Here is a 19193-nt window from a genome sequence, read left to right as displayed (position 1 = left end):
ACCTCTTCAAGCACCAAACCAATGAGAGGGGTTAATATCCGGGGTTTTGTTGTTGTTGTCTTTCTTCGCCTGTGAGTGGTCTTCCATTTATAAATACACGTTCCAGATGCGCCTGTGGTATAGGACGCAGTTTATGGAACGGCTGCACATTGGGTGCTGCGATTGAATGGAATTGTTTTACACGTTCGTAAAATGTTTCAGTACGAACAAGATCATTCCAACGGTGCAGCTCTCCGAGTAACTCGCGTGTTCTTTCGTTAAGTATAAAATGTATAAATCTGCTTTCTGTACTGCTCGCTGATGCCGGGTATTTCTCGAGTGCAACGTTGTTATCCCAATAGGTTGCATCGATGTGTAGTGCTGCCGCTGTACTGTTGATATCACCATAGGCACCGCCCTCTGTCTTGTAGAAGTGGAACGGTTTTACTTCACCTGCTTTATAGGCGGCACGATCGCGGAGTACATTTATATAGTTAGCGGCTGTCGTATAATCTCCCATGCGGCCGTATGCTTCGGCTGCGATCAGGTATGTTTCTCCGAGTCGCGCGATCAAACCATCTCTGCCGGCAAACTCAGTGCCTATATCCAGGCGAGTCGGGTCCATCCATTTTATCAGTGTAAGGAAGTCTGCATTGTTCCATTTGTTTTGCGGTATCCACAAATAATACTTAGACTTGATAGCAGCATCGCTTACGTTTTTATCAACGGTAACAATGACAGCGGTATCGCCTACATTAAATTTATTTTTACCAACCAGGGCTTGTGATACATACCCGGCATCGGCATCAGCCTGCTCCCATTTCGGAATGGTGATCGGTGCTGTACGATCGTTGCTAAGGTATACCGTTCTGAAACTTTTATAGAAGCGTGAATCATTCTTGCGATCGAATACTTCAATTGTATACGGTGTAGGCTTCAATCTTCGGAAAGGACGTCCATAGGTAATATCGCGCTCCATGCCTGGCTTGCCATCGTATACCATTTGATAGTATAGATGAACACGATTACCGGAGTTAGCAAGCAACAACGGGTTGTTATTGAATTGTGCCGAAAGAATTACTTCACTGTTAGCTTCATTCGCTACGTTCCACAGGTCTGCAAAGTTATTTACGAGTGCGTATGTACCCTGGTTGATTACAAGATCAGCATAGTAAGCAGCGCTGTCGATATCGGTTTCTTTTTGTCCGCGCTCATCGGTTACAGCACTGCCACGGGTGAGATATACCTTTGCCAGAAAGTGACGCGCTGCACCTTGCGTGATGCGGCCCCGATCGCCTTGTGTTTGCGGCAGCACGGCTTCAGCAGCACGCAGGTCAGCAATGATAACGTCATATACATCGGCTACGGGCGACTTTGGAAATTCAAGATTTATACCTTCGGTTGCTGTTAACGATACAGGTATACTTCCAAATTGCTGTACCAGCACAAAGTAATAATATCCACGCAGAAAACGCATCTCTGCAATTCGTCTCGCTTTACCCTGTTCGGTAGAAAGTCCACCACCTTCACCCACTACATCGGGAATAAGTTTCATTGCCATGTTACATGTATTTATACCCTGGTAGTAGGCTGTCCATACATCGTGGAACATGGTAAAAGTAGAGTTCAGCTGGTTGGTATAGGCGTCTACAAATTTATTCTGACCATCGGCTGCCTGTATATATTCATCCACGCCATAGTTCCACATGGTAAAGCTCTGTTCACCGTTGAACTGAAAACGCAATGTGTTATAGGCCGCATTTACCAGTTGCTCAACACCGGCCTCCGAATTATAAAGATCGTATGTAGGTTGTGATACGGCTTCTTCATCCAGCATGTCATGGCATGAGAAGAGTGCCACAGTTGTAAAGAAAAGTATTGCTATTTTTTTCATACCTGTATTTTTTAATCGTGACACTGTTCTTAGAATCCAACGGTCAATCCGAATACTACACTTCGTTCACTCAGGTTGTTACCGATGAGTTGATCGTCTACGTTCGTGATCGGTACATTGAGACCACGATCAACACGTGTAGAGTTTGCATAGAATTCAGGATCGCCTCCTTTAAAGTCACTCCACAGGAACGGGTTATAAGCTGTTACATACAACCGCAGACTCTCCATTCTGAATTTCGATATCATGTTACGCGGAAATGTATAGCCCAGTGTGATGTTACGCATCTTTACAAATGAACCATCCTGGTATAGATACGCCTGGGGGTAATCAATACGCTCCTGGTCTGTTGTAGGGCGCGGGTACATATTGGTTGGATTGGTAGGTGTCCAATAATCAACCAGGGCAGGCTCAGGATAACGTCCGGCAAGCGCTGGTCTGTAATAACCGCTCGCAATGGTTGATCCCTGGCGGGTATAGAGCATGAAAGAAAATTCAAAATTCTTATAGGACAATTTGTTCATGATGCTACCGGTCCAATCGGGTACGTTGTTCCCGCGTATAACCTGGTCGTTGGCATTGATCACGCCATCGGGACCATCTTTTATACCATCACCATCATTGTCGGTACTCTGATCTTTGATCTTTCCTTGTCCAGGAATTCTTTTATACACCGCAGCGGCATCGGCTTCGCTCGTTTGCCATACACCGATCGGTTGCCAATCATAATAGGTTGTTATAGGGTGTCCGATGAACCAACGGTTTCCAAGATCATCGTTGGTTCCGCCATATAGCTCGAGCAACTCTTCTTTATTCTTGGAGAAGATGATACTTGTTTCCCATTTGAAACCATTACCGGCATCTATATTTACGGTGTTCAAGGCTACTTCAATACCACAGTTTCTTACTTTCCCTATGTTTTCAAGAATAGAAGAGAAACCAGAGGCCGTTGGCAGTTGTCGCCACATCATCAGATCATCTGTAGTTTGCTGATATACTTCGAATGTACCGGTAACTCTCCCTGCAATCAGTCCGAAATCTATACCGGCATTGAGCGAGCGCGTTCCTTCCCAGCGCAGGTTCGGATTCTGTATATATAGCGGAGCATATCCCCATGCCGGTGTCTCACCCCACACATACGGAACTTTATTTAATCTACCTTTGGCAAGATATGGAGGTACACCTGCGTTACCCACTTCACCGTAACCGATGCGCAGTTTCAATTCATCCACGAATGTTACACTGCTCATGAAAGGTTCCTGGTGTATCTTCCAGGCGATAGATGCCGAAGGGAAGAATCCCCATTTGTTTCCTTTTGCCAAAGGAGACAATCCATCATAACGACCCGTCAATGTCAACAGGTAGCGATCGAGCAACGAGTAATTTACACGCGCCATATAGGACAGAATAACTTTCTCGGAAAAATCGCTGGCAAAAGCATCCGGACCGGAAGCGTTGGTCGATCCTAAATTATAGTATAGCTGCGACTCGTACGGTAAGTTAGCAACGTTTGTGAGCGATGACTCGAAGCGATCTTTCTGCATACTATACATAGCTGTTACACCTATAGTATGTTTGTCACCGATCTGCTTATCATAGAAGAGCAGATTTTCCATTACCCAGGTGAAACGGTTCTCCTGGTTATATTCAGCCCATGATGTACCACCTCTCCTGTCGGAAGTAAACGATCCCTGGTAACGACCTCTTCTATATTCTTTCAAATCGGTGCCTAGATTTACATGGAAACGAAGTCCTTTGAAAAGTTTGAGATCGGCATAGTAACTTCCGAATACACGTGATGTTCTCCGATCATCAATAAAGTCATCGATCTCGTTAAGCGGACTAAATATCAGCGGATCGCCACCGGGTTGAAAAATGATCTTGCCGGTCGCATCGTATGGAATAGCCAGCGGCAACTGTCCAATCGCTCTGAAATATAGGGGTGATCCGTAGTTCTGTGTCGAGAGTGTTCCGGTAATGGTACCGCCTACTTTGAGTATATCATTTACCTGGTAGTCGAGTCCTACTTTTGCATTGAAGCGTTCGAAGTCCTGTCCTTTCTGTATCCCTTCTTCATTGTAGTATCCGGCTCCAAAGAATAACCCTATATTTTCAGTTCCACCGGCTACACTGAACTGGTGACTTTGTTTCCGACCAGTACGCAATGCGAGGTCACCCCAATTCGTTGACCGAACCTTCTCCGGATTATATACCGGTATCTGCAGGTTAGGATCATCGAGTAACGCACGCAGGTTATCAAGCTTCGCTTGTATCTCTGCTGTTCGCGAAGCTGTACCTTCCGGATATCGATATGCATACTGTGCGTAGTAGCTTTCAAAGTCTTCGCGTTCCTCTGCTGTCACCGGACGCATAACCGGTATTCTTGCCTGACGATCCTGCCATTCGTAACCGTCAGCAACGGAGTTCCACATCTCTACATCCGATGGACTGAACGCAGCGAAGTCCTGGTTAACGTCAGCCCATGGTACAGTATATACAAAGCCCGCATTGTTACGCAAAGCTTCTCTGCGCATCTCGGCATGCTGGCCACCGGTTTTCATATCGATCTCAGACAACGGAGTAGATACACCATAATAACCATCGTAAGTAATTTTAGCTTTACCTGCTTTACCTTTCTTCGAAGTTACCAGCACAACACCGTTGGCTCCGCGCGAACCATATATAGCGGTTGATGATGCATCCTTTAATATCTCGATTGACTCTACATCACTCGGACTAAAGTCGTTGATGCTTGATCCTTCGGGCAACGGTATACCATCGAGCACGATAAGCGGATCGTTACCACCGATGAGCGAGCGGTTACCGCGTATGCGTATAACCGGGTTGTCGCCCGGACGAAAGCTGTTCTGTGCTATATCTACACCAGCCGCGCGTCCCTGCATAGCCTGCGATATACTTTGCACGGGTATAGCGCGTAACTGTTCTGCCGATACAGACGAGAGCGCCCCGGTTACATCGCTCTTCTTGACACTACCATATCCTACAACAACCACTTCTGTTAACGAAGTAACATCGGGGTTGAGTGAGAGGTTTATGGATGATTGTCCACCTACTGTTATTTCAGTAGTGGCATAGCCGATGGAGCTGAAGACAAGTATAGCATCGGCATTGGGAACTTCGATGGAATAATTACCATCGCCATCGGTAACAGTACCATTGGCTGTACCTTTTACAAGTACGTTCACACCCGGCAGCGGAGTGTTGTCATCTGATGAAAGTATCTGCCCTTTGATCACGCGTGTCTGGAACGCCTGAGCAGTAGAGATACTCACGCAGAAAACGAGGAAGCATGCGACAAACAGATCGAGAAATGATCTGATCGGAATAGATAAACATTTTTTCATAGGAGGTTGATTTGGTGATGCAATCGATTGCGCGTAATATGAATTTACCTCCTGTTATGCCGGGAACTATCCTGCACTATACCGTATCTAAAACGTTTGAATTACCGGAAAAATAAGGTTTTAAGGCAGCTGTGCGACTAAAGCCTGAAGTGTTACCGGGCCCATCAGCCCCGATTCGTGTGGCTTCCAGTGTGAAGCATCAAAGATTCCGTTAACACGGTTCTCGGCCTTTCGCGATGGAAAATTTACATTGTAAAATTTCTTCCAGAAGACTTTTCGCTTGTCCAGATCTGCAATGCGGTTTGCCATGAGATTGGACACACGCACTTCGAGTATATTTTTATTTTGCAGCATCACTGGATCAATGGCAACCTGGTATGCCGGCCCGATGAGTGTAGCTATATAGTTACCGTTAAGATATACCGCAGCCGTTTCTTTTACTTTACCGAGTTTGAGCAACCATTGCTGTGGCTGTTGAGCAGGCTTATTAAATTCGAGGGTATACGTTGCCGTTCCGGAAAAAATCGGGTATATATCTCCGTTGAATTGTGTCCAAGATTTCAACGTATCAGTTTGTACAACGGCAGGAAGCGAAGGACCACCCTGGGTGAACGTTACTTTCCAGGTTCCACTCAATGAGACTGAATCTTTGGATGATTGCCAGTACCTGAAATCCGGCATGTCTATTGAGCTAGGATATAGCTTAACAAATATAGTCTGGTGCGCGGTTAATTGCAGGTACACCTGCGTTGTTTGTGCCTCGCTTTTAACGCGCGCCTTCCCTACCTCACCACTCATTGGATCGAGCAATGTTATACTTCCCGCTTTAGCTTGAAGCGGTATCCAGGCATTGATAGTCTTTTCAGAATTGTTGGAAATGAAATATACTATATTCCCATCCACATCTTTTTTGCGTTGGTATTGCAAACCATTTTCACCCATCGGTTCATTCTGTACTTTAATAAAAGAAAGGAGTTGCTCCAGATCATCGCCCACAACAATGCGTCCTTTACCAACCTGCATTTCCCTCACGCCACTTTCACTTTTTGCTACTTTCAACCTGTCGATCAATCCGTGAAACTGGTTTTCTTTTTCGGTTCGATCGGCATACCCGGCAATGGCCGTTGGCAAACCTTTATACGCCACGATGGTCGCACCTTCCTCTGCCAATGAAATGATCTTGGCGAAGGTCCACAGCGGTATATATTCAGAATGCGGCATCACAATAGTTTTATACGTTGCTTTACCTTCTGTTTTGATCACCCCATTCTCCACCGTGCTGTTCTCAATCTGCTTATCAGATATGAAATCAAAAGCATAACCGTTCTCTTGCATATACTCGGCACCGTCACGGAAGGCTGTGTTTTCAAATTGTTTACCTACGCCATCAAAATGCTCGATCATCTCTTTACCCGGAGTTGAAAACCGATCGTATATAGGAAAGTATAAGAGTACATCGTGATCGGCACGCGTGCTCTGCAAAAGCGACTGACAGCGCGTTATATAGTTATTCAATGCAGGAGTATCATGCCACAAGCTATTGCGCGGGTTCATGTGTACGGCAGCGTAGAAAAGCCATCCCGGCCATGGCTCATTTGGTGGCGAGTAGCACGTGCCGTGGTAAACAATATGATTGACACCATTCAGTAAAAAGCGATCAACTGCTATTTTTATATCGCTGAGGTTTGATTCAAAGTGTTCGTTGAGCCACGTTGCTGATTCGGATGAGACCAGTTTTTTACCGGTAACATTTCCGGCTGAAGAAGCCATCTTAATACGCAACGGTTCTATACCTTCGATCTCCGGAATATCTACTGCAGCATATAGGTCAAGTATATTGGAGGGCGAACCGTGCGCCTGGTTACGGATCAACGCACCATGTTGATGTGCCCACGCTTTCCATGGCAGTGTAAAGTTATTCAACACCAGCTCCGAAACGGTTTCACGATAATCGCAGAGTATACGCTTGTGATCTTCGTGATCTTTATTGAAGAGTTCAGGCAAATGCTCGCGCAGGTCGTAGCCTCTTCGTTTGGTAAATTCTTCAAACAATGTATAAGTATAGTCTGCACTGCCGCGCGCATCGTCTACCTCGTACGAATCATTAAAAAATGATCGCAGTGATTTTATATCATGACCTTTAAAAGCACTATCAAAACGATGCAGGTAATGTTTGAGCGCTGCATCGGAAAAATGATCAATCACATTTCCTTCACCACCGGGTCCGGCACGCTCTACCATTTTACCATGCCAGCCCGCAAATACAGCATATAGTTTCCAGTTACCGGCCGGGGCTGTCCAGTTGAGTTTCCCATTAGCATCTACCTGACGGGTGAGATCGATCGATTTACCTTCATCGCTATAAGCCATTAACACTTGCAGTGGAATGGATCGCTCGAACTGAACCTGGTCTAATGCCAGAGCCTGCAGATTTTTATTCGCAGCGATTGGTTGAACAAGATCCTTTATATCGATCTTCTTCGGATCAATTCGCGGAGCAGGTTCTTTTATCGATCTCTGTCCAATCGTATTTTCAGGAGTCGGCTTGTCGTTAAACTCGTATACCTGGTTTCCAACAGCACGCAGATAGGGAGGCTGTATATATATAATTTTCTCCGGGAGACTCTGTCCTCCTTTTACTTCGTACACCTGGTGATACATATTTCGACAGGCATACTCGTCACTAACCCATGGTCCGCCAAAGGGCCAGCCTGTGCCGGTAGCCATATCAATGCCCATGTCCAATCGCTCGGCCTCTTTCAACGTATGCAGAAATAACTCCATCCACTGCGGTGACAGAAAATCAATGAAATGTTTTTCATAACCATGAACACCATATATAGGTGTAATCTCCAATCCGCCAATACCTGCTTTTTTATAAGCTTCCATTTCCGCGGTGATGCCTTCTTTCGTGAGAGCGTTTCCCTCCCACCACCAACGACTCCACGGTTTATTCTCTTGCGTTGCTGTCGGCCACCCGGGCTTTACAGCTACTTCTTTCGAGCAGGATGCAGCTCCTATCACAATCCACAAAAGAAATATAACACGTGCGCAAACCATATAGAGGTATACTTAAGATTTAATTGCTGTTTACTCTGAATCTGTTCGAAATGGCGATGCCGGTAAATCCGCTTCGTTATATAAATTACCCGGAGGATTTTTGCTCCAGTTATACCGTACGGCAACAGGTTCGTTTACTTCCGGACTATATACTATCACAGAGTTACCATCCACACGGGCTGTTGCCCATACAAATTGTTTATCGCTGCCGGCAATGGCAAACCCGTGAAGTTCATCACCATGAATCTTTAGTGACTTACCATGAACGAAATATATACGTATCGCGTTACCCTCTACTTTCATTCTGGAATATAGCGGACCGGAATATTCCATTTCTTTTTCGCCATATACTTTTGCCCGTGCGATAAGCGCAAGACGTTTACCAATGGCTTGTTTGTTTTTCGGATGGATGTCGTTGGGATTCTCGGGATTGGCGTTATCTATCGCAACTGCCATACCCGTGTTAGGGATAGAGAGATTCCGAAGCTGGGCATCACGCACCCACACCATTGGATCATCTTTAACCGGCTCCTTTACCTGTTCCTGATGATTAGCAATCTGAACATAGAGAAAAGGAAAATCGCCATGCTTCCAGTCTTTGCGCCACGTAGTGATGAGTGTCTCCATAAGTGTGCCGTATAGCCTTGCCGTTGGGCCGTTCGATTCACCCTGGTACCAGATCGCACCGCGTATAGCATACGGAACCAGCGGAGCAATCATACCATTATACAATACAGCCGGGTTATGCTGATCACGATGGGGATCAGGATTTTTAGGTTCGCGTGGTTTGTCTTTTCCATCTTCTACAGCTTTATCTGCCGCTATTTTCCAGGCAGTATACGCTTCGGTATATTTCTTTTTAGCAGTATAGCTCGTATCGTATGCCGCGCATTTCTTCGCGTAGTCCTCCAATAAAAATGAAAGCTGCGGATGACTTTGCAATGCCGGGCGACTAATCCACGCCTCTGCCGTGCTGGCACCGTACGCTGTAGTGATCAACCCGATCGGAATTTTATACTTGTTGAATATATCGCGCGCGAAAAAATAGGCAGTAGCTGATAAATGTCCGATCGATTGAGGTGATACAATTTCCCACTTGCCATTCACTTCCATCTGCGGTTCATCTTCCGGATTGAAGTCGACATCAAAGACTCTGATGAGCGGGTAGTTTGCGTTCGTTACTTCTTCCTGCTCATTGTATACGCCACACCAGTAACGATCTTCGCGTGCTACCGTCATGTCCATGTTCGACTGTCCCGAGCAGAGCCATACTTCACCCATGTATATATCTGTAAACGTAATTGTATTTTTACCCGACACCTTTAATGTATAGGGGCCTCCGGCTGCCATCGGGGTAAATACAACGGACCACCTACCCGAACCATCGGCTTTCGTTTTTAACTTCTGGCCATTCAATTCAAGTGTAATCTTTTCTTCTGCCTTTGCTGTACCCCACACCGGCACGGGCATATCGCGTTGCAACACCATGTGATTACCAAATACACTCGCAGGCTTTACCTGCGCACAGGCAACAGCGGTATATACTATATAGCAGAAGGTAATAACGAACCGCATCGGTAATTAGTCGAGGTAAAAAACTTCAGGAAGCGCTATCGACACAGGAGAATTATCCGGATTGGTTTCCATGATATCGGCCATATAGGCCCACCAGCGTTGTACGATTTCAGTTTTGCCAAGATCCTGCGAGCCGGCCTTGCCATCTATTTTCTGAACGGCAAAAAGTGTATCGGTTTCTTCGTCAAGAAAAATGGAATAGTCGTGGATGCCTGCATCCTGCAACAGCTTCTTCAATTCGGGCCAGATGGCATCGTGCCTTTTCTTATACTCTTCCCGATAGCCGGGCTTGAGTTTCATTTTAAAAGCTGCTCGTTTCATAGACAGTCCGATTGGTTAACCAATCTATGAATATATAGTGGGAAAGTGTGTCCTGTAGTATCGGCTAGCCGTTAATCGTGAATCGTTATCCGTAATTGGTTACTGGCTTCTGGGATAAAAAGGCTGGAGCCTTACCTTTGCAACTTCGTCTCTCCTTCGTGATTTTTATGCCCCTGGATTTAATCCACGATTCACAATTAACGATTCACTGATAGCAAGAATACCGTCATACTCTTCGGCCCATGCGCTCCGAGTACGAGTGACTGCTCAATATCAGCGGTCTTCGAAGGGCCGGCTATAAAGGTACCGAAGGGCTGATTAGTATTGCCGATGCGGTCGTAGGCTTCGTGCATGTTGTGCAGTATGCTGTCCGTTGTAATGACGAGAGCAATGTGTTGTGATATGAAGGGTAATGCGCGGTCACCCATACGGTCAGACGTGATCCATGCAGCTCCGTTCTCGGCTACGCCAAAATGTGGCTGAAGAATTACGAGGTCAACATTTTCAAATGTATGCGGATCGATGTCGGGTGTGATCGCAGAACCGGAAACTTCTTTTACCAGGGATATGATGCGCGCGTTGGAGGTATACTCTTTCGCTATAAAATCGTTGATCTCGCTATAGCTGTTTACACGTACGGTTCTTCCTCCTATACCACGAAGTATAAATTCAAATTTATCAACGGGTTCGCCAGCCGCGGGCGGAAATACTTTCACTTCCGGCAGTGGTGCGGGACTATCGGTAAACTTTTTACTGAGTGCCTGTAATATCTTAGCTCTGCTTTCCATTCTGTTTCCGGTTTTGACGATACCACTCATTAAAGGATTGTCTGGGTACTGCGGGCATCTCGCGTTGTTTATACCACGGGTTCAATTTATTGTTTACCAATACTGGTATATATTTCATAAACCATCGGCCAACGGCACCTGAAAATTTATATATACCGGGGCGCTCCAGTACAGCCGCCATTCCGGATATGCCGGCTTTCTTTACCGGACTCACGTGTCCACTCTTCACTAATACCTGGCGCCACTCGTATAGCTGCTCGTGTATATTTATTTTTACGGGGCAAACGTTGCTGCACGATCCGCATAATGTAGAAGCAAACGGTAAATCTGCATGTTGCTTCATGTCAAGGCCGGGAGCGAGTATCGATCCGATCGGTCCTGCTATGGCATATTGATAGCTGTGGCCTCCGCTTCTCCGGTATACCGGGCAGGTATTCATACAAGCGCCACACCGTATACATTTCAGTGCGTTTCGAAAACTCTCCTGCTGCAGACGTTCACTTCTCCCGTTGTCAACTAGTACGATATGCATTGCCTGCCCCGGACGAGGTTTCCGGAAGTGACTTGAATACGTAGTAACCGGTTGTCCTGTGGCACTACGTGCCAGCAGACGGAGAAATATACCCAGGTGCTTACGCTGCGGTATAATTTTCTCGATGCCCATGCAGGCTATATGTACTTCGGCAAGTTGTACGCCTAGATCTGCATTACCTTCGTTGGTACATACTACTACTTCACCGGTTTCTGCTACTGCGAAATTTACCCCTGTAATCGCTACGCGACTCGTCATGAAGCGCTGGCGTAAATGTTCGCGTGCCGCAGCGGTGAGAAACTGCGGGTCAGCATTCCCTTTCGGTGTGCCCAAATGCTGATGGAACAACTCTCCGATCTCTTCTTTCTTCCAATGTATACAAGGTAATACAATGTGGCTCGGAGGTTCGCCAGCCAATTGGACAATGCGCTCTCCTAAGTCAGTATCGACAACGGTTATACCTTGTTGTTGCAGGTATTCGTTGAGGTGACACTCTTCGGTAAGCATGGACTTACTCTTCACGATATCCGAAACGCCATGCTCCTTGATAATAGCATGCACGATGCGATTGTGCTCTTCTGCGTTCGCAGCCCAATGAACGGTTACTCCATTTTGCTGCGCCTGCTTTTCAAACTCCAGCAAGTAATCGTGCAGGTTGTCTAGCACATTGTTTTTTACCTGTGATGCTGCCTCGCGAAGCTCTTCCCATTCTGCAATCTGCCAGGCAGCCTTGTCGCGCTTCTCGCGGATAAACCACAGCGTTTTATCATGCCAGTCTACACGCGATGCATCTTTATTAAACTTATCGGCCAGTACTGCGTGATCGTATATCTTCTGCTCCATTACTGTGCTGCGTTTAGAATCTCTGCTATATGGATCACTTTCACCGGACTCTGCTGCCGCCTTAATATACCTTCGAGGTGCATGAGGCATGACATATCATTACCGGTTATGTAGGTTGCACCGTGTGCCACATGATCAGCCACCCGATCAATACCCATCTTTACCGAAACAGCTTCTTCTGCGACACAGAATGTACCGCCAAACCCGCAGCATTCGTCTGTACGCGAGAGCTTGATCAACTCAAGCCCCTTCACCATGTGCAGCAATTTTTCGGTTTTTGAAAAAGGTGCAGAAACGAGCTCACTCATCTGCGAGATCTTCAATCCGCGCTGTCCATGACAACTTTGGTGTAATCCTACTTTATATTGAAAACTGGAGGTGAGTTCTTCCACCTTGAGTATATCGGTTAAAAATTCCACCAGCTCATATACTTTACTGCGTATACTGGCTGCAGCTTTTTCATCGGTAGCGTGCAAGTGATCTTTTACGTGCAGTGTACAACTTCCCGAAGGGCAAACTATATAATCATATCCGGAGAAATTCTTCACAAAATTATCATTGCATCCGTGTGTAAGGTGCTCGAAGCCGGAGTTTGCCATGGGCTGGCCACAACAGGTTTGTGATTCCGGGTATGCTACATCTACTCCCAACTTCTCCAGTAACTCCAGGGTAGCAATCGCAACCTGGGGATAAAACTGATCGACATAACACGGAACGAATAAGGCTACTTTCATTGGTAAATCATTAAATATCTGCAGGCGTTTTAGCCGCAGCAAGTGTGTGCGTGTGCAGGCATAATATACCTGAGAGGAATCTTTAGTAAGTATCCGGGGATTGATTGGCGCGCTAAAATAATTCTGCAAACGCTAAATAAAAAAACATTCTTTACAACACATCGAAGAACACCAACGAATCGCTCCCAACTGTCTTGCGGTATCCTGCAGCACAACGCTAAAACAAAGAGCGCAAGCCCGAAGACATGCGCTCTTTATACTGAATCTGAATAATCGCTAAAGTGTATCCGGCTGGAATACTTTTACTTTTCCATCACCTTCGGAGCTTACCACGAGCAAACTTTTTCCGTTGGGGCTTTCGTTAGCCGGTATAAAGAGAACCCCTTCCGGAGCATCGCCTGTCTGCAACACCTGCACAAGTGTTGGTGACGACATGTTTGTAATATCGTAGATCACCACAGCATCAGCACGCTCAAGACCAACGAATGCAAGGGTACGATTACCCATCTTACCGATGGTTACACCTTCCGGTTCAACACCTTTGTCATCACTGCGGGCGTCATCGTATAGCGCTGCATTTTTTTCGATCACATCTTTTTCAAGTTTGCTGCCACTGTCGTGAACAAGCTCGCCTGTGCTGCCATTCCAGATTGTAAAAGAACGACCGCCAAAATTATAGAGTTTGTCGTAGTCGCCATCACCATCGGTATCACCCATGGTATTTGTGACGTATAGTCTTCCGAGTTTAGCATCCGCTTTCAACGCAGCACCATCCGGGAATGCAGTTGCATCGAGTATAACATCTTTGATGCGTACGTTTTCCTTCAGTGCACTATATTCACGCACATCACCTTCGTTTACGGTAATCACATAGTTCGTTCCATTCTGATTGAATGATGCTATAGCATCCGGAAGATACATACCAAATATAGGATAGCTGGTGAAGGTAACGCTGTTGTCTTTATCACTTGCATCCAACACATTTTCAGCCATGCTGTGATTTTTAAAACCCAGCGGAAATATACCCGTAACTGTTTTTGATTCCAGGTTGATATAGGCGATCGCGTTGTTCTCCTGTAACGTAGCCCATGCCAGTTTCGAATCAGCTGATATGGCTACATATTCAGGCTCCATGTCTTGTGCGAAAGATGCATTCTTACCGAATACACGAAGTCCTTTCGCCTGGAGTGCATCTGCCTGTCCGGCAAAGCCAGCGAAGTCAAGCGTAGTGGCCGCAAATGTACTTACGGTTATGATGGATACCGAGCCCACCGGATCAGCCGTATAGTCATCGCTGGGTTCACCTTCGTTGGCTGAAAGTATATATTTACCATCCGGACTGAACGTTACCATATCCGGCAATGCACCTACATTTACAACAGCCTTCTCCGTTAATGTCTTTGTATCGAATACAACTATTTTACCGTTATCTGTTTTGGTATCAGCTTCAATGGCTGCGGCCAGCAATCCGTTCTTTACGGCTACACTGTTTACACCTCCGCCATATTGTGCTACATCTATACTCTTTACATATATCAGTGCCGTTGGCGTAGAGACATCAATCACATCTACAACCGATCCGCTGGCATTGTTTACAACAAATAATTGCTTGGTGGCAGGATCGTAGGCTGAGATCTCTGCTGCAGCTTCTCCTTCGGTTAGCTCAATGTCATCCAGTTCTTTGAATGTTCCCGGATCTTCGTTGATCGTTGTCTCATCGTTGTCATCACACGACACGGCCATTACCACGACCAGCAATGCAGCGGCATACTTCCATTTTTTAAACATAAGGGATTTGGGTTTAAATAAACCGCAAATAAAAGGAAGTATGGGCGTGGCAAAGGTTAAGCGAAGTTTAAGTATATATTATGAATATATACCCGGCTTATATCAGAGTCAAATGGTAAAGATACTATCGCAGCGAGAGCAGCAGGACCTTCCAGGCTTCTTCTGTTTTACCTTCACTCAGGAATATACGTGCCATGGTATGCACTGCATCTTCTCCCGCCTGCAATGCCTGCTCGATCGGGTACTTCGAAAAGAAGTCCTGCACATTCGTGATGTCAGGCAGACGCTCTATATTTCCAAGTAACCCGAGATCATTGCCCGTAAGTACTTTACTATAGCGTATCGGTGCGGGTATACTGTCTACACCTATACCGAGACGATCCAGAGGCTTGGGTACTTTAAATATAGCATCGCCTTGCACACGGCAATACCAATCGCCTCCCAAACGTGCTACAGCATCCAGTTTGAACGGATCGATCTTGCCCTGAGCATCCAGTACTTCTTCTTTGATGTGCATGAGTATAACTTCGCAGATCACCAGGTTGCCCGCGCCCCCTTCTGTACCAGTCGGTACAATCTGTAGTACGCTACATTCCATCGACACGGGAGCTTCTGCTACACGCGGTGGTTTAATAAGTGTAGAAGCGACCTCTGTAAAGCCTGCTTTCTGAAATTCATTTATACCTTTCGGATACTCGGTACTGGCCAGCGACATCTGCTGCACCATGCTATAGCTTACCATGTTGATCACAACTTCCTGTACTTCGAGCACATTCTCGTAGGTATGTTTGGTTGTGTTGTCGCGACCTCTGCGGGCCGGAGAAAAAATCAACAAAGGAGGGTTATATCCAAAGCAATTGAAGAAACTGAAAGGACTCAGGTTTACATTTCCGTCTTTATCAATTGTACTGGCAAAAGCGATCGGTCGCGGAGTTACCGATCCCAGCAGGTAGCCATGGAGTTGTGAAGAGGGTATTTCTTTGGGGTTAACCGTCAGCATCAGGAAATAATCGTTTTGTTGGCCTCCTCCTCATTGGAAGGTGAAGGCGGAAAAAGTAAAGTTGTTTTTGGCAAAGTGATGAATGCATAGGCAAACACGAGCATCAGAATTACCGGTAATAAATGCGCACCAATTCTGAAACGTAACCCGGTATGGCTGTAACTCCACGCAGTAAAATCAATCGCAGTCTTGGCCAATATACCGGCAACAGCAAGCATAAAGAATACTAAAATCACTTTGCCTGTAATTCGTTTCAGTATCTCCTGCTTCACCATAAACCGTACACCTTCTGCCAATATCACTGCTCCTGAAACCACTAATGATACCGTTAGCAATGCTTTTGGAAAAGTTCGAAGGTAATGATATTTATAGATGATGAGCCCGATCTTGCCCAATAGATTTGGACTGCGCAGTAACACGCTGTCTAACACCACCATTGCTGCTATAAACAAATAAAAGTTGATGCGCGACTTCATGCTATATTTCGGTTCAGGATAAAATGTATCAGTACGCTGCTATAATTTTCCCGGAGCAATCTCCGAAGCCAATGCGCACGCCATTCTTTTCAGCATGGCCCCGCATGATAACGGTGTCACCATCCTGTATAAAGGTGCGTTCGGTTCCATCGGCCATGTGAAGTGTTCGCTGGCCATTCCACGTAAGCTCCAGTAACGAACCATACGAACCGGGCGAAGGACCGCTGATCGTTCCGGATGCATATAGATCACCAACCTGTATATTACAACCGTTCACCGTATGATGCGCCAGCTGCTGGTTGACGTTCCAATACATATACTTGAAGTTGGAGCGGCACACCGTTGTCTCATCAGCATGTTCTGACTTCATCAACACTTCCAATACGATATCAAAGTTTTTGTCGCCTTCATACGAAAGATATGGAAGCACGTGCGGGTATTGTTCCGGACCTTGTACACGAAAAGGTTCTAGGGCATCGAGCGTTACTATCCACGGAGATATAGTGGAGCCAAAGTTCTTTCCGAGAAACGGACCGAGGGGTACATATTCCCATTGCTGTATATCGCGTGCAGACCAATCGTTGAAAAGCACAAAGCCTGCTATATAGTCTTCAGCCTGGTGTGTATGTATAGATTGACCGAGTTGTGTTTCACGGCAGGTAATAAAGGCAACTTCCAGTTCGAAGTCGAGTTTGCGCGAAGGACAATATACCGGTTGTTCGCTGTCGGGTAATTTTATCTGTCCTTTCGGACGATGTATAGCTGTACCCGAAACAACAATCGATGAAGCCCGACCGTGATACGCCACCGGTAAATGTTTCCAGTTGGGCAGCAATGCATTTTTAGGATCGCGAAACATAGACCCTACGTTGGTTGCATGTTCTTCGCTGCTATAAAAGTCGGTATAATTTCCGATGCGCACGGGCAACTGCATCTGCACATCCCGCAACGATTTCAATGCTGCTTCTCGATCGGTCTTGTGGCCTTTCAAAGTATCATTATCATCGCGAAGTAATTCTGATATACGTTCGCGCACGGCACGTATCTTCTGCTTTCCTAAAGCAAAGAAGTCGTTGAGATATTTCTGGTCAAAGATACCGCCAGGTAAATCAAGTTCGTTCAGGTAGCCATGTTGTTGCAGATATACCAGGTCAAGAACGTGATCGCCAATGGCAACGCCTGCTGCAGGCGAATGGTTATGGGCTTTGAAAATTCCGAACGGGAGATTCTGAATCGGAAAGTCAGAACCTTTCGGAACGTTCACCCAGCTTTTCAATGTAGGATCATTCGCCTTTATCATAGGGTAAACCTAACAAGCTTGCCGGCAAAGTAAAAGCTTCCTGAAGAAAAGTTACTTCAGAAAGAAACACTTTGTGATTACTTTCGCACCATGCCGATTCAAGTGGAAAATCTGCCCGCACCGTTCGTACAAAAAATGCAAGATCAGTTGAAAGATGCCTTTCCTGATTTCATTAAAAGTTTACAGGAGCAACCTCCCGTAAGCATTCGTCTTAATCCTGAAAAGCATTTTCATGTTGAGGGTACAACCTTTGTACCCTGGACTACGCATGGAAGATATTTACCGGAGCGACCTGTGTTTACACTGGATCCGGCCTTTCACGGTGGTGCTTATTATGTGCAGGAAGCCAGCTCCATGTTTTTGGAACAGGCTATCAAACAATGTGTTGATGTCAGTCAGCCGCTATATGTACTCGATCTGTGCGCAGCACCCGGCGGAAAGTCAACACACCTGGCGAGTCTTATTCATGCTGAAAGTCTGCTGGTGTCCAATGAAGTAATTCGTTCACGGGCCTCCATCCTTTCGGAGAATATACAGAAGTGGGGAAGCAACAACGTGGTGGTTACGAATAATGATCCCGAAGACTTTAAACGACTGCCCGGGTTCTTCGATGTTATGGTAATTGATGCACCGTGCTCAGGCGAAGGGCTCTTTCGTAAAGATGCCGATGCCATGCACGAGTGGTCGGAAGACAATGTTATACTTTGCAGCAAGCGACAACGAAGAATTGTAAGTGATGTATGGAGTTCGCTAAAGGAAAACGGAATCCTGATATACTCTACATGTACTTATAACCCGGAAGAGAATGAAGAAAATCTTCAATGGCTAAAGCAGGAACGTGATGTTGAGTTTTTGAAGTTAAAGATTGATAATGTATGGGGCGCAGTTGAAGTTGAACAGGATGGAATTAAGGGATATCATTTTTATCCGCACAAAGTAAAGGGCGAAGGATTTTTTATCAGTGTGATTCGCAAGAAAGAAAGTGAAGAAACGCTTCGTGTAAAGAATGCGCGAAGTAATTTTCAGAGTCCTTCGAAGAAGATACTGGAGCAGTTGCAGCGCTGGGTTGTTGATGCCGGAAATATAGCCTTTATACAACGCGAAGATCTTGTTCAGTTTTTCCCATCAACGTTAAGCCAGGCGATTGATATTCTCGCCAAAAACCTGCGACTTGTATCGGCCGGTACATTTGCTGCTACCGTTAAGCATGATAAACTTATCCCGGAACATGCCATGGCGCTTTCAGTTAGGCTAAACCGTGAACATTTTTCTGTTCTTGATTTAAATGTTGATGATGCCCTTCGCTACCTGCGTAAAGAAACGTTGAGCATAACGCCTGATCAAATGGGCTTCACACTCATGCTCTATCAAAATATACCTATAGGCTGGGGCAACGTACTGCCTAACCGGATTAATAATTTATATCCTGCGGAGTGGCGGATAAGGATGTCGTAATCTGCCGCCAGTAAAATTCCAAAGTTCGCCTCCCCATTTGCTCATTTTCCTTATTTTTGCGACCCGAGAATTGTGAATCGTTA

13 protein-coding genes are annotated in these 19193 nt (G+C 45.9%); 1 reads left to right on the top strand and 12 read right to left on the bottom strand.

Annotation, left to right across the window (positions count from 1 at the left end):
- Window positions 1-31: 31 nt before the first annotated feature.
- The 12 genes from ACFQ21_RS16575 to fahA all read right to left on the bottom strand — a co-directional run bounded on the left by ACFQ21_RS16575 (window position 32) and on the right by fahA (window position 17655).
- Window positions 32-1873 carry a RagB/SusD family nutrient uptake outer membrane protein gene (locus tag ACFQ21_RS16575; protein ID WP_377580397.1) on the bottom strand — a complete coding sequence of 614 codons (1842 nt, stop codon included), beginning with the start codon at window positions 1871-1873 and terminating at the stop codon, window positions 32-34.
- A 29-nt stretch (window positions 1874-1902) separates the two neighbouring features.
- Complete coding sequence (locus ACFQ21_RS16570) at window positions 1903-5238, bottom strand: SusC/RagA family TonB-linked outer membrane protein (RefSeq protein ID WP_377580396.1); 3336 nt, start codon at window positions 5236-5238, stop codon at window positions 1903-1905.
- 120 nt (window positions 5239-5358) lie between these two features.
- The gene (locus ACFQ21_RS16565; RefSeq protein ID WP_377580395.1) at window positions 5359-8298 is read right to left on the bottom strand and encodes a glycosyl hydrolase; all 2940 of its coding nucleotides are present in this window, start codon (window positions 8296-8298) and stop codon (window positions 5359-5361) included.
- Between the two features lie 30 nt (window positions 8299-8328).
- Entirely contained in the window at window positions 8329-9873 is a 1545-nt protein-coding gene (locus ACFQ21_RS16560; protein ID WP_377580394.1) for a sialate O-acetylesterase, read from the bottom strand.
- 6 nt (window positions 9874-9879) lie between these two features.
- Window positions 9880-10194, bottom strand: coding sequence for an L-rhamnose mutarotase (gene rhaM, locus ACFQ21_RS16555; protein ID WP_377580393.1), 315 nt, complete (start codon window positions 10192-10194; stop codon window positions 9880-9882).
- A 197-nt stretch (window positions 10195-10391) separates the two neighbouring features.
- Window positions 10392-10982, bottom strand: a complete 591-nt coding sequence (locus ACFQ21_RS16550) for a LutC/YkgG family protein (protein ID WP_377580392.1) — start codon at window positions 10980-10982, stop codon at window positions 10392-10394.
- Window positions 10966-12357 (bottom strand): lactate utilization protein B, encoded by a 1392-nt coding sequence (locus ACFQ21_RS16545; RefSeq protein WP_377580391.1) that lies wholly within the window; start codon window positions 12355-12357, stop codon window positions 10966-10968. Before ACFQ21_RS16545 ends, ACFQ21_RS16550 begins: the two co-directional genes overlap by 17 nt.
- Window positions 12357-13091 carry a (Fe-S)-binding protein gene (locus ACFQ21_RS16540; protein ID WP_377580390.1) on the bottom strand — a complete coding sequence of 245 codons (735 nt, stop codon included), beginning with the start codon at window positions 13089-13091 and terminating at the stop codon, window positions 12357-12359. Before ACFQ21_RS16540 ends, ACFQ21_RS16545 begins: the two co-directional genes overlap by 1 nt.
- Before the next feature lie 276 nt (window positions 13092-13367).
- Window positions 13368-14879: a choice-of-anchor I family protein gene (locus tag ACFQ21_RS16535; protein ID WP_377580389.1), complete on the bottom strand. Its 1512-nt coding sequence runs from the start codon at window positions 14877-14879 to the stop codon at window positions 13368-13370.
- A gap of 124 nt (window positions 14880-15003) precedes the next feature.
- Window positions 15004-15879, bottom strand: coding sequence for a flavin reductase family protein (locus ACFQ21_RS16530; protein ID WP_377580388.1), 876 nt, complete (start codon window positions 15877-15879; stop codon window positions 15004-15006).
- Entirely contained in the window at window positions 15879-16355 is a 477-nt protein-coding gene (locus ACFQ21_RS16525; protein WP_377580387.1) for a hypothetical protein, read from the bottom strand. The genes ACFQ21_RS16530 and ACFQ21_RS16525 overlap by 1 nt, the downstream gene beginning before the upstream one ends.
- Window positions 16356-16383: 28 nt before the next feature.
- On the bottom strand, window positions 16384-17655 hold the full coding sequence (gene fahA / locus ACFQ21_RS16520; RefSeq protein ID WP_377580386.1) for a fumarylacetoacetase: 1272 nt from the start codon (window positions 17653-17655) through the stop codon (window positions 16384-16386).
- 90 nt (window positions 17656-17745) lie between these two features.
- Here fahA and ACFQ21_RS16515 point away from each other — a divergent pair, with 90 nt between their 5' ends.
- Window positions 17746-19110, top strand: coding sequence for a methyltransferase RsmF C-terminal domain-like protein (locus ACFQ21_RS16515; protein WP_377580385.1), 1365 nt, complete (start codon window positions 17746-17748; stop codon window positions 19108-19110).
- The last annotated feature ends 83 nt before the right edge of the window (window positions 19111-19193 follow it).

The sequence above is a fragment of the Ohtaekwangia kribbensis genome (genome assembly GCF_042676245.1).
GTDB classification, from domain to species: domain Bacteria; phylum Bacteroidota; class Bacteroidia; order Cytophagales; family Cyclobacteriaceae; genus Ohtaekwangia; species Ohtaekwangia kribbensis.
Note: the sequence above shows the minus strand (reverse complement) of the source record. Positions and strands in the feature narration are given on the sequence as shown.

Bases quoted from the DNA above. Each gene is read 5' to 3' on its own strand.
- ACFQ21_RS16550 (WP_377580392.1), bottom strand. From the start codon at position 10,982: ATGGAAAGCAGAGCTAAGATATTACAGGCACTCAGTAAAAAGTTTACC.
- ACFQ21_RS16530 (WP_377580388.1), bottom strand. From the start codon at position 15,879: ATGCTGACGGTTAACCCCAAAGAAATACCCTCTTCACAACTCCATGGC.
- ACFQ21_RS16575 (WP_377580397.1), bottom strand. From the start codon at position 1,873: ATGAAAAAAATAGCAATACTTTTCTTTACAACTGTGGCACTCTTCTCA.
- ACFQ21_RS16560 (WP_377580394.1), bottom strand. From the start codon at position 9,873: ATGCGGTTCGTTATTACCTTCTGCTATATAGTATATACCGCTGTTGCC.
- ACFQ21_RS16515 (WP_377580385.1), top strand. From the start codon at position 17,746: ATGCCGATTCAAGTGGAAAATCTGCCCGCACCGTTCGTACAAAAAATG.
- rhaM (WP_377580393.1), bottom strand. From the start codon at position 10,194: ATGAAACGAGCAGCTTTTAAAATGAAACTCAAGCCCGGCTATCGGGAA.
- ACFQ21_RS16570 (WP_377580396.1), bottom strand. From the start codon at position 5,238: ATGAAAAAATGTTTATCTATTCCGATCAGATCATTTCTCGATCTGTTT.
- ACFQ21_RS16525 (WP_377580387.1), bottom strand. From the start codon at position 16,355: ATGAAGTCGCGCATCAACTTTTATTTGTTTATAGCAGCAATGGTGGTG.
- ACFQ21_RS16535 (WP_377580389.1), bottom strand. From the start codon at position 14,879: ATGTTTAAAAAATGGAAGTATGCCGCTGCATTGCTGGTCGTGGTAATG.
- fahA (WP_377580386.1), bottom strand. From the start codon at position 17,655: ATGATAAAGGCGAATGATCCTACATTGAAAAGCTGGGTGAACGTTCCG.
- ACFQ21_RS16540 (WP_377580390.1), bottom strand. From the start codon at position 13,091: ATGAAAGTAGCCTTATTCGTTCCGTGTTATGTCGATCAGTTTTATCCC.
- ACFQ21_RS16565 (WP_377580395.1), bottom strand. From the start codon at position 8,298: ATGGTTTGCGCACGTGTTATATTTCTTTTGTGGATTGTGATAGGAGCT.
- ACFQ21_RS16545 (WP_377580391.1), bottom strand. From the start codon at position 12,357: ATGGAGCAGAAGATATACGATCACGCAGTACTGGCCGATAAGTTTAAT.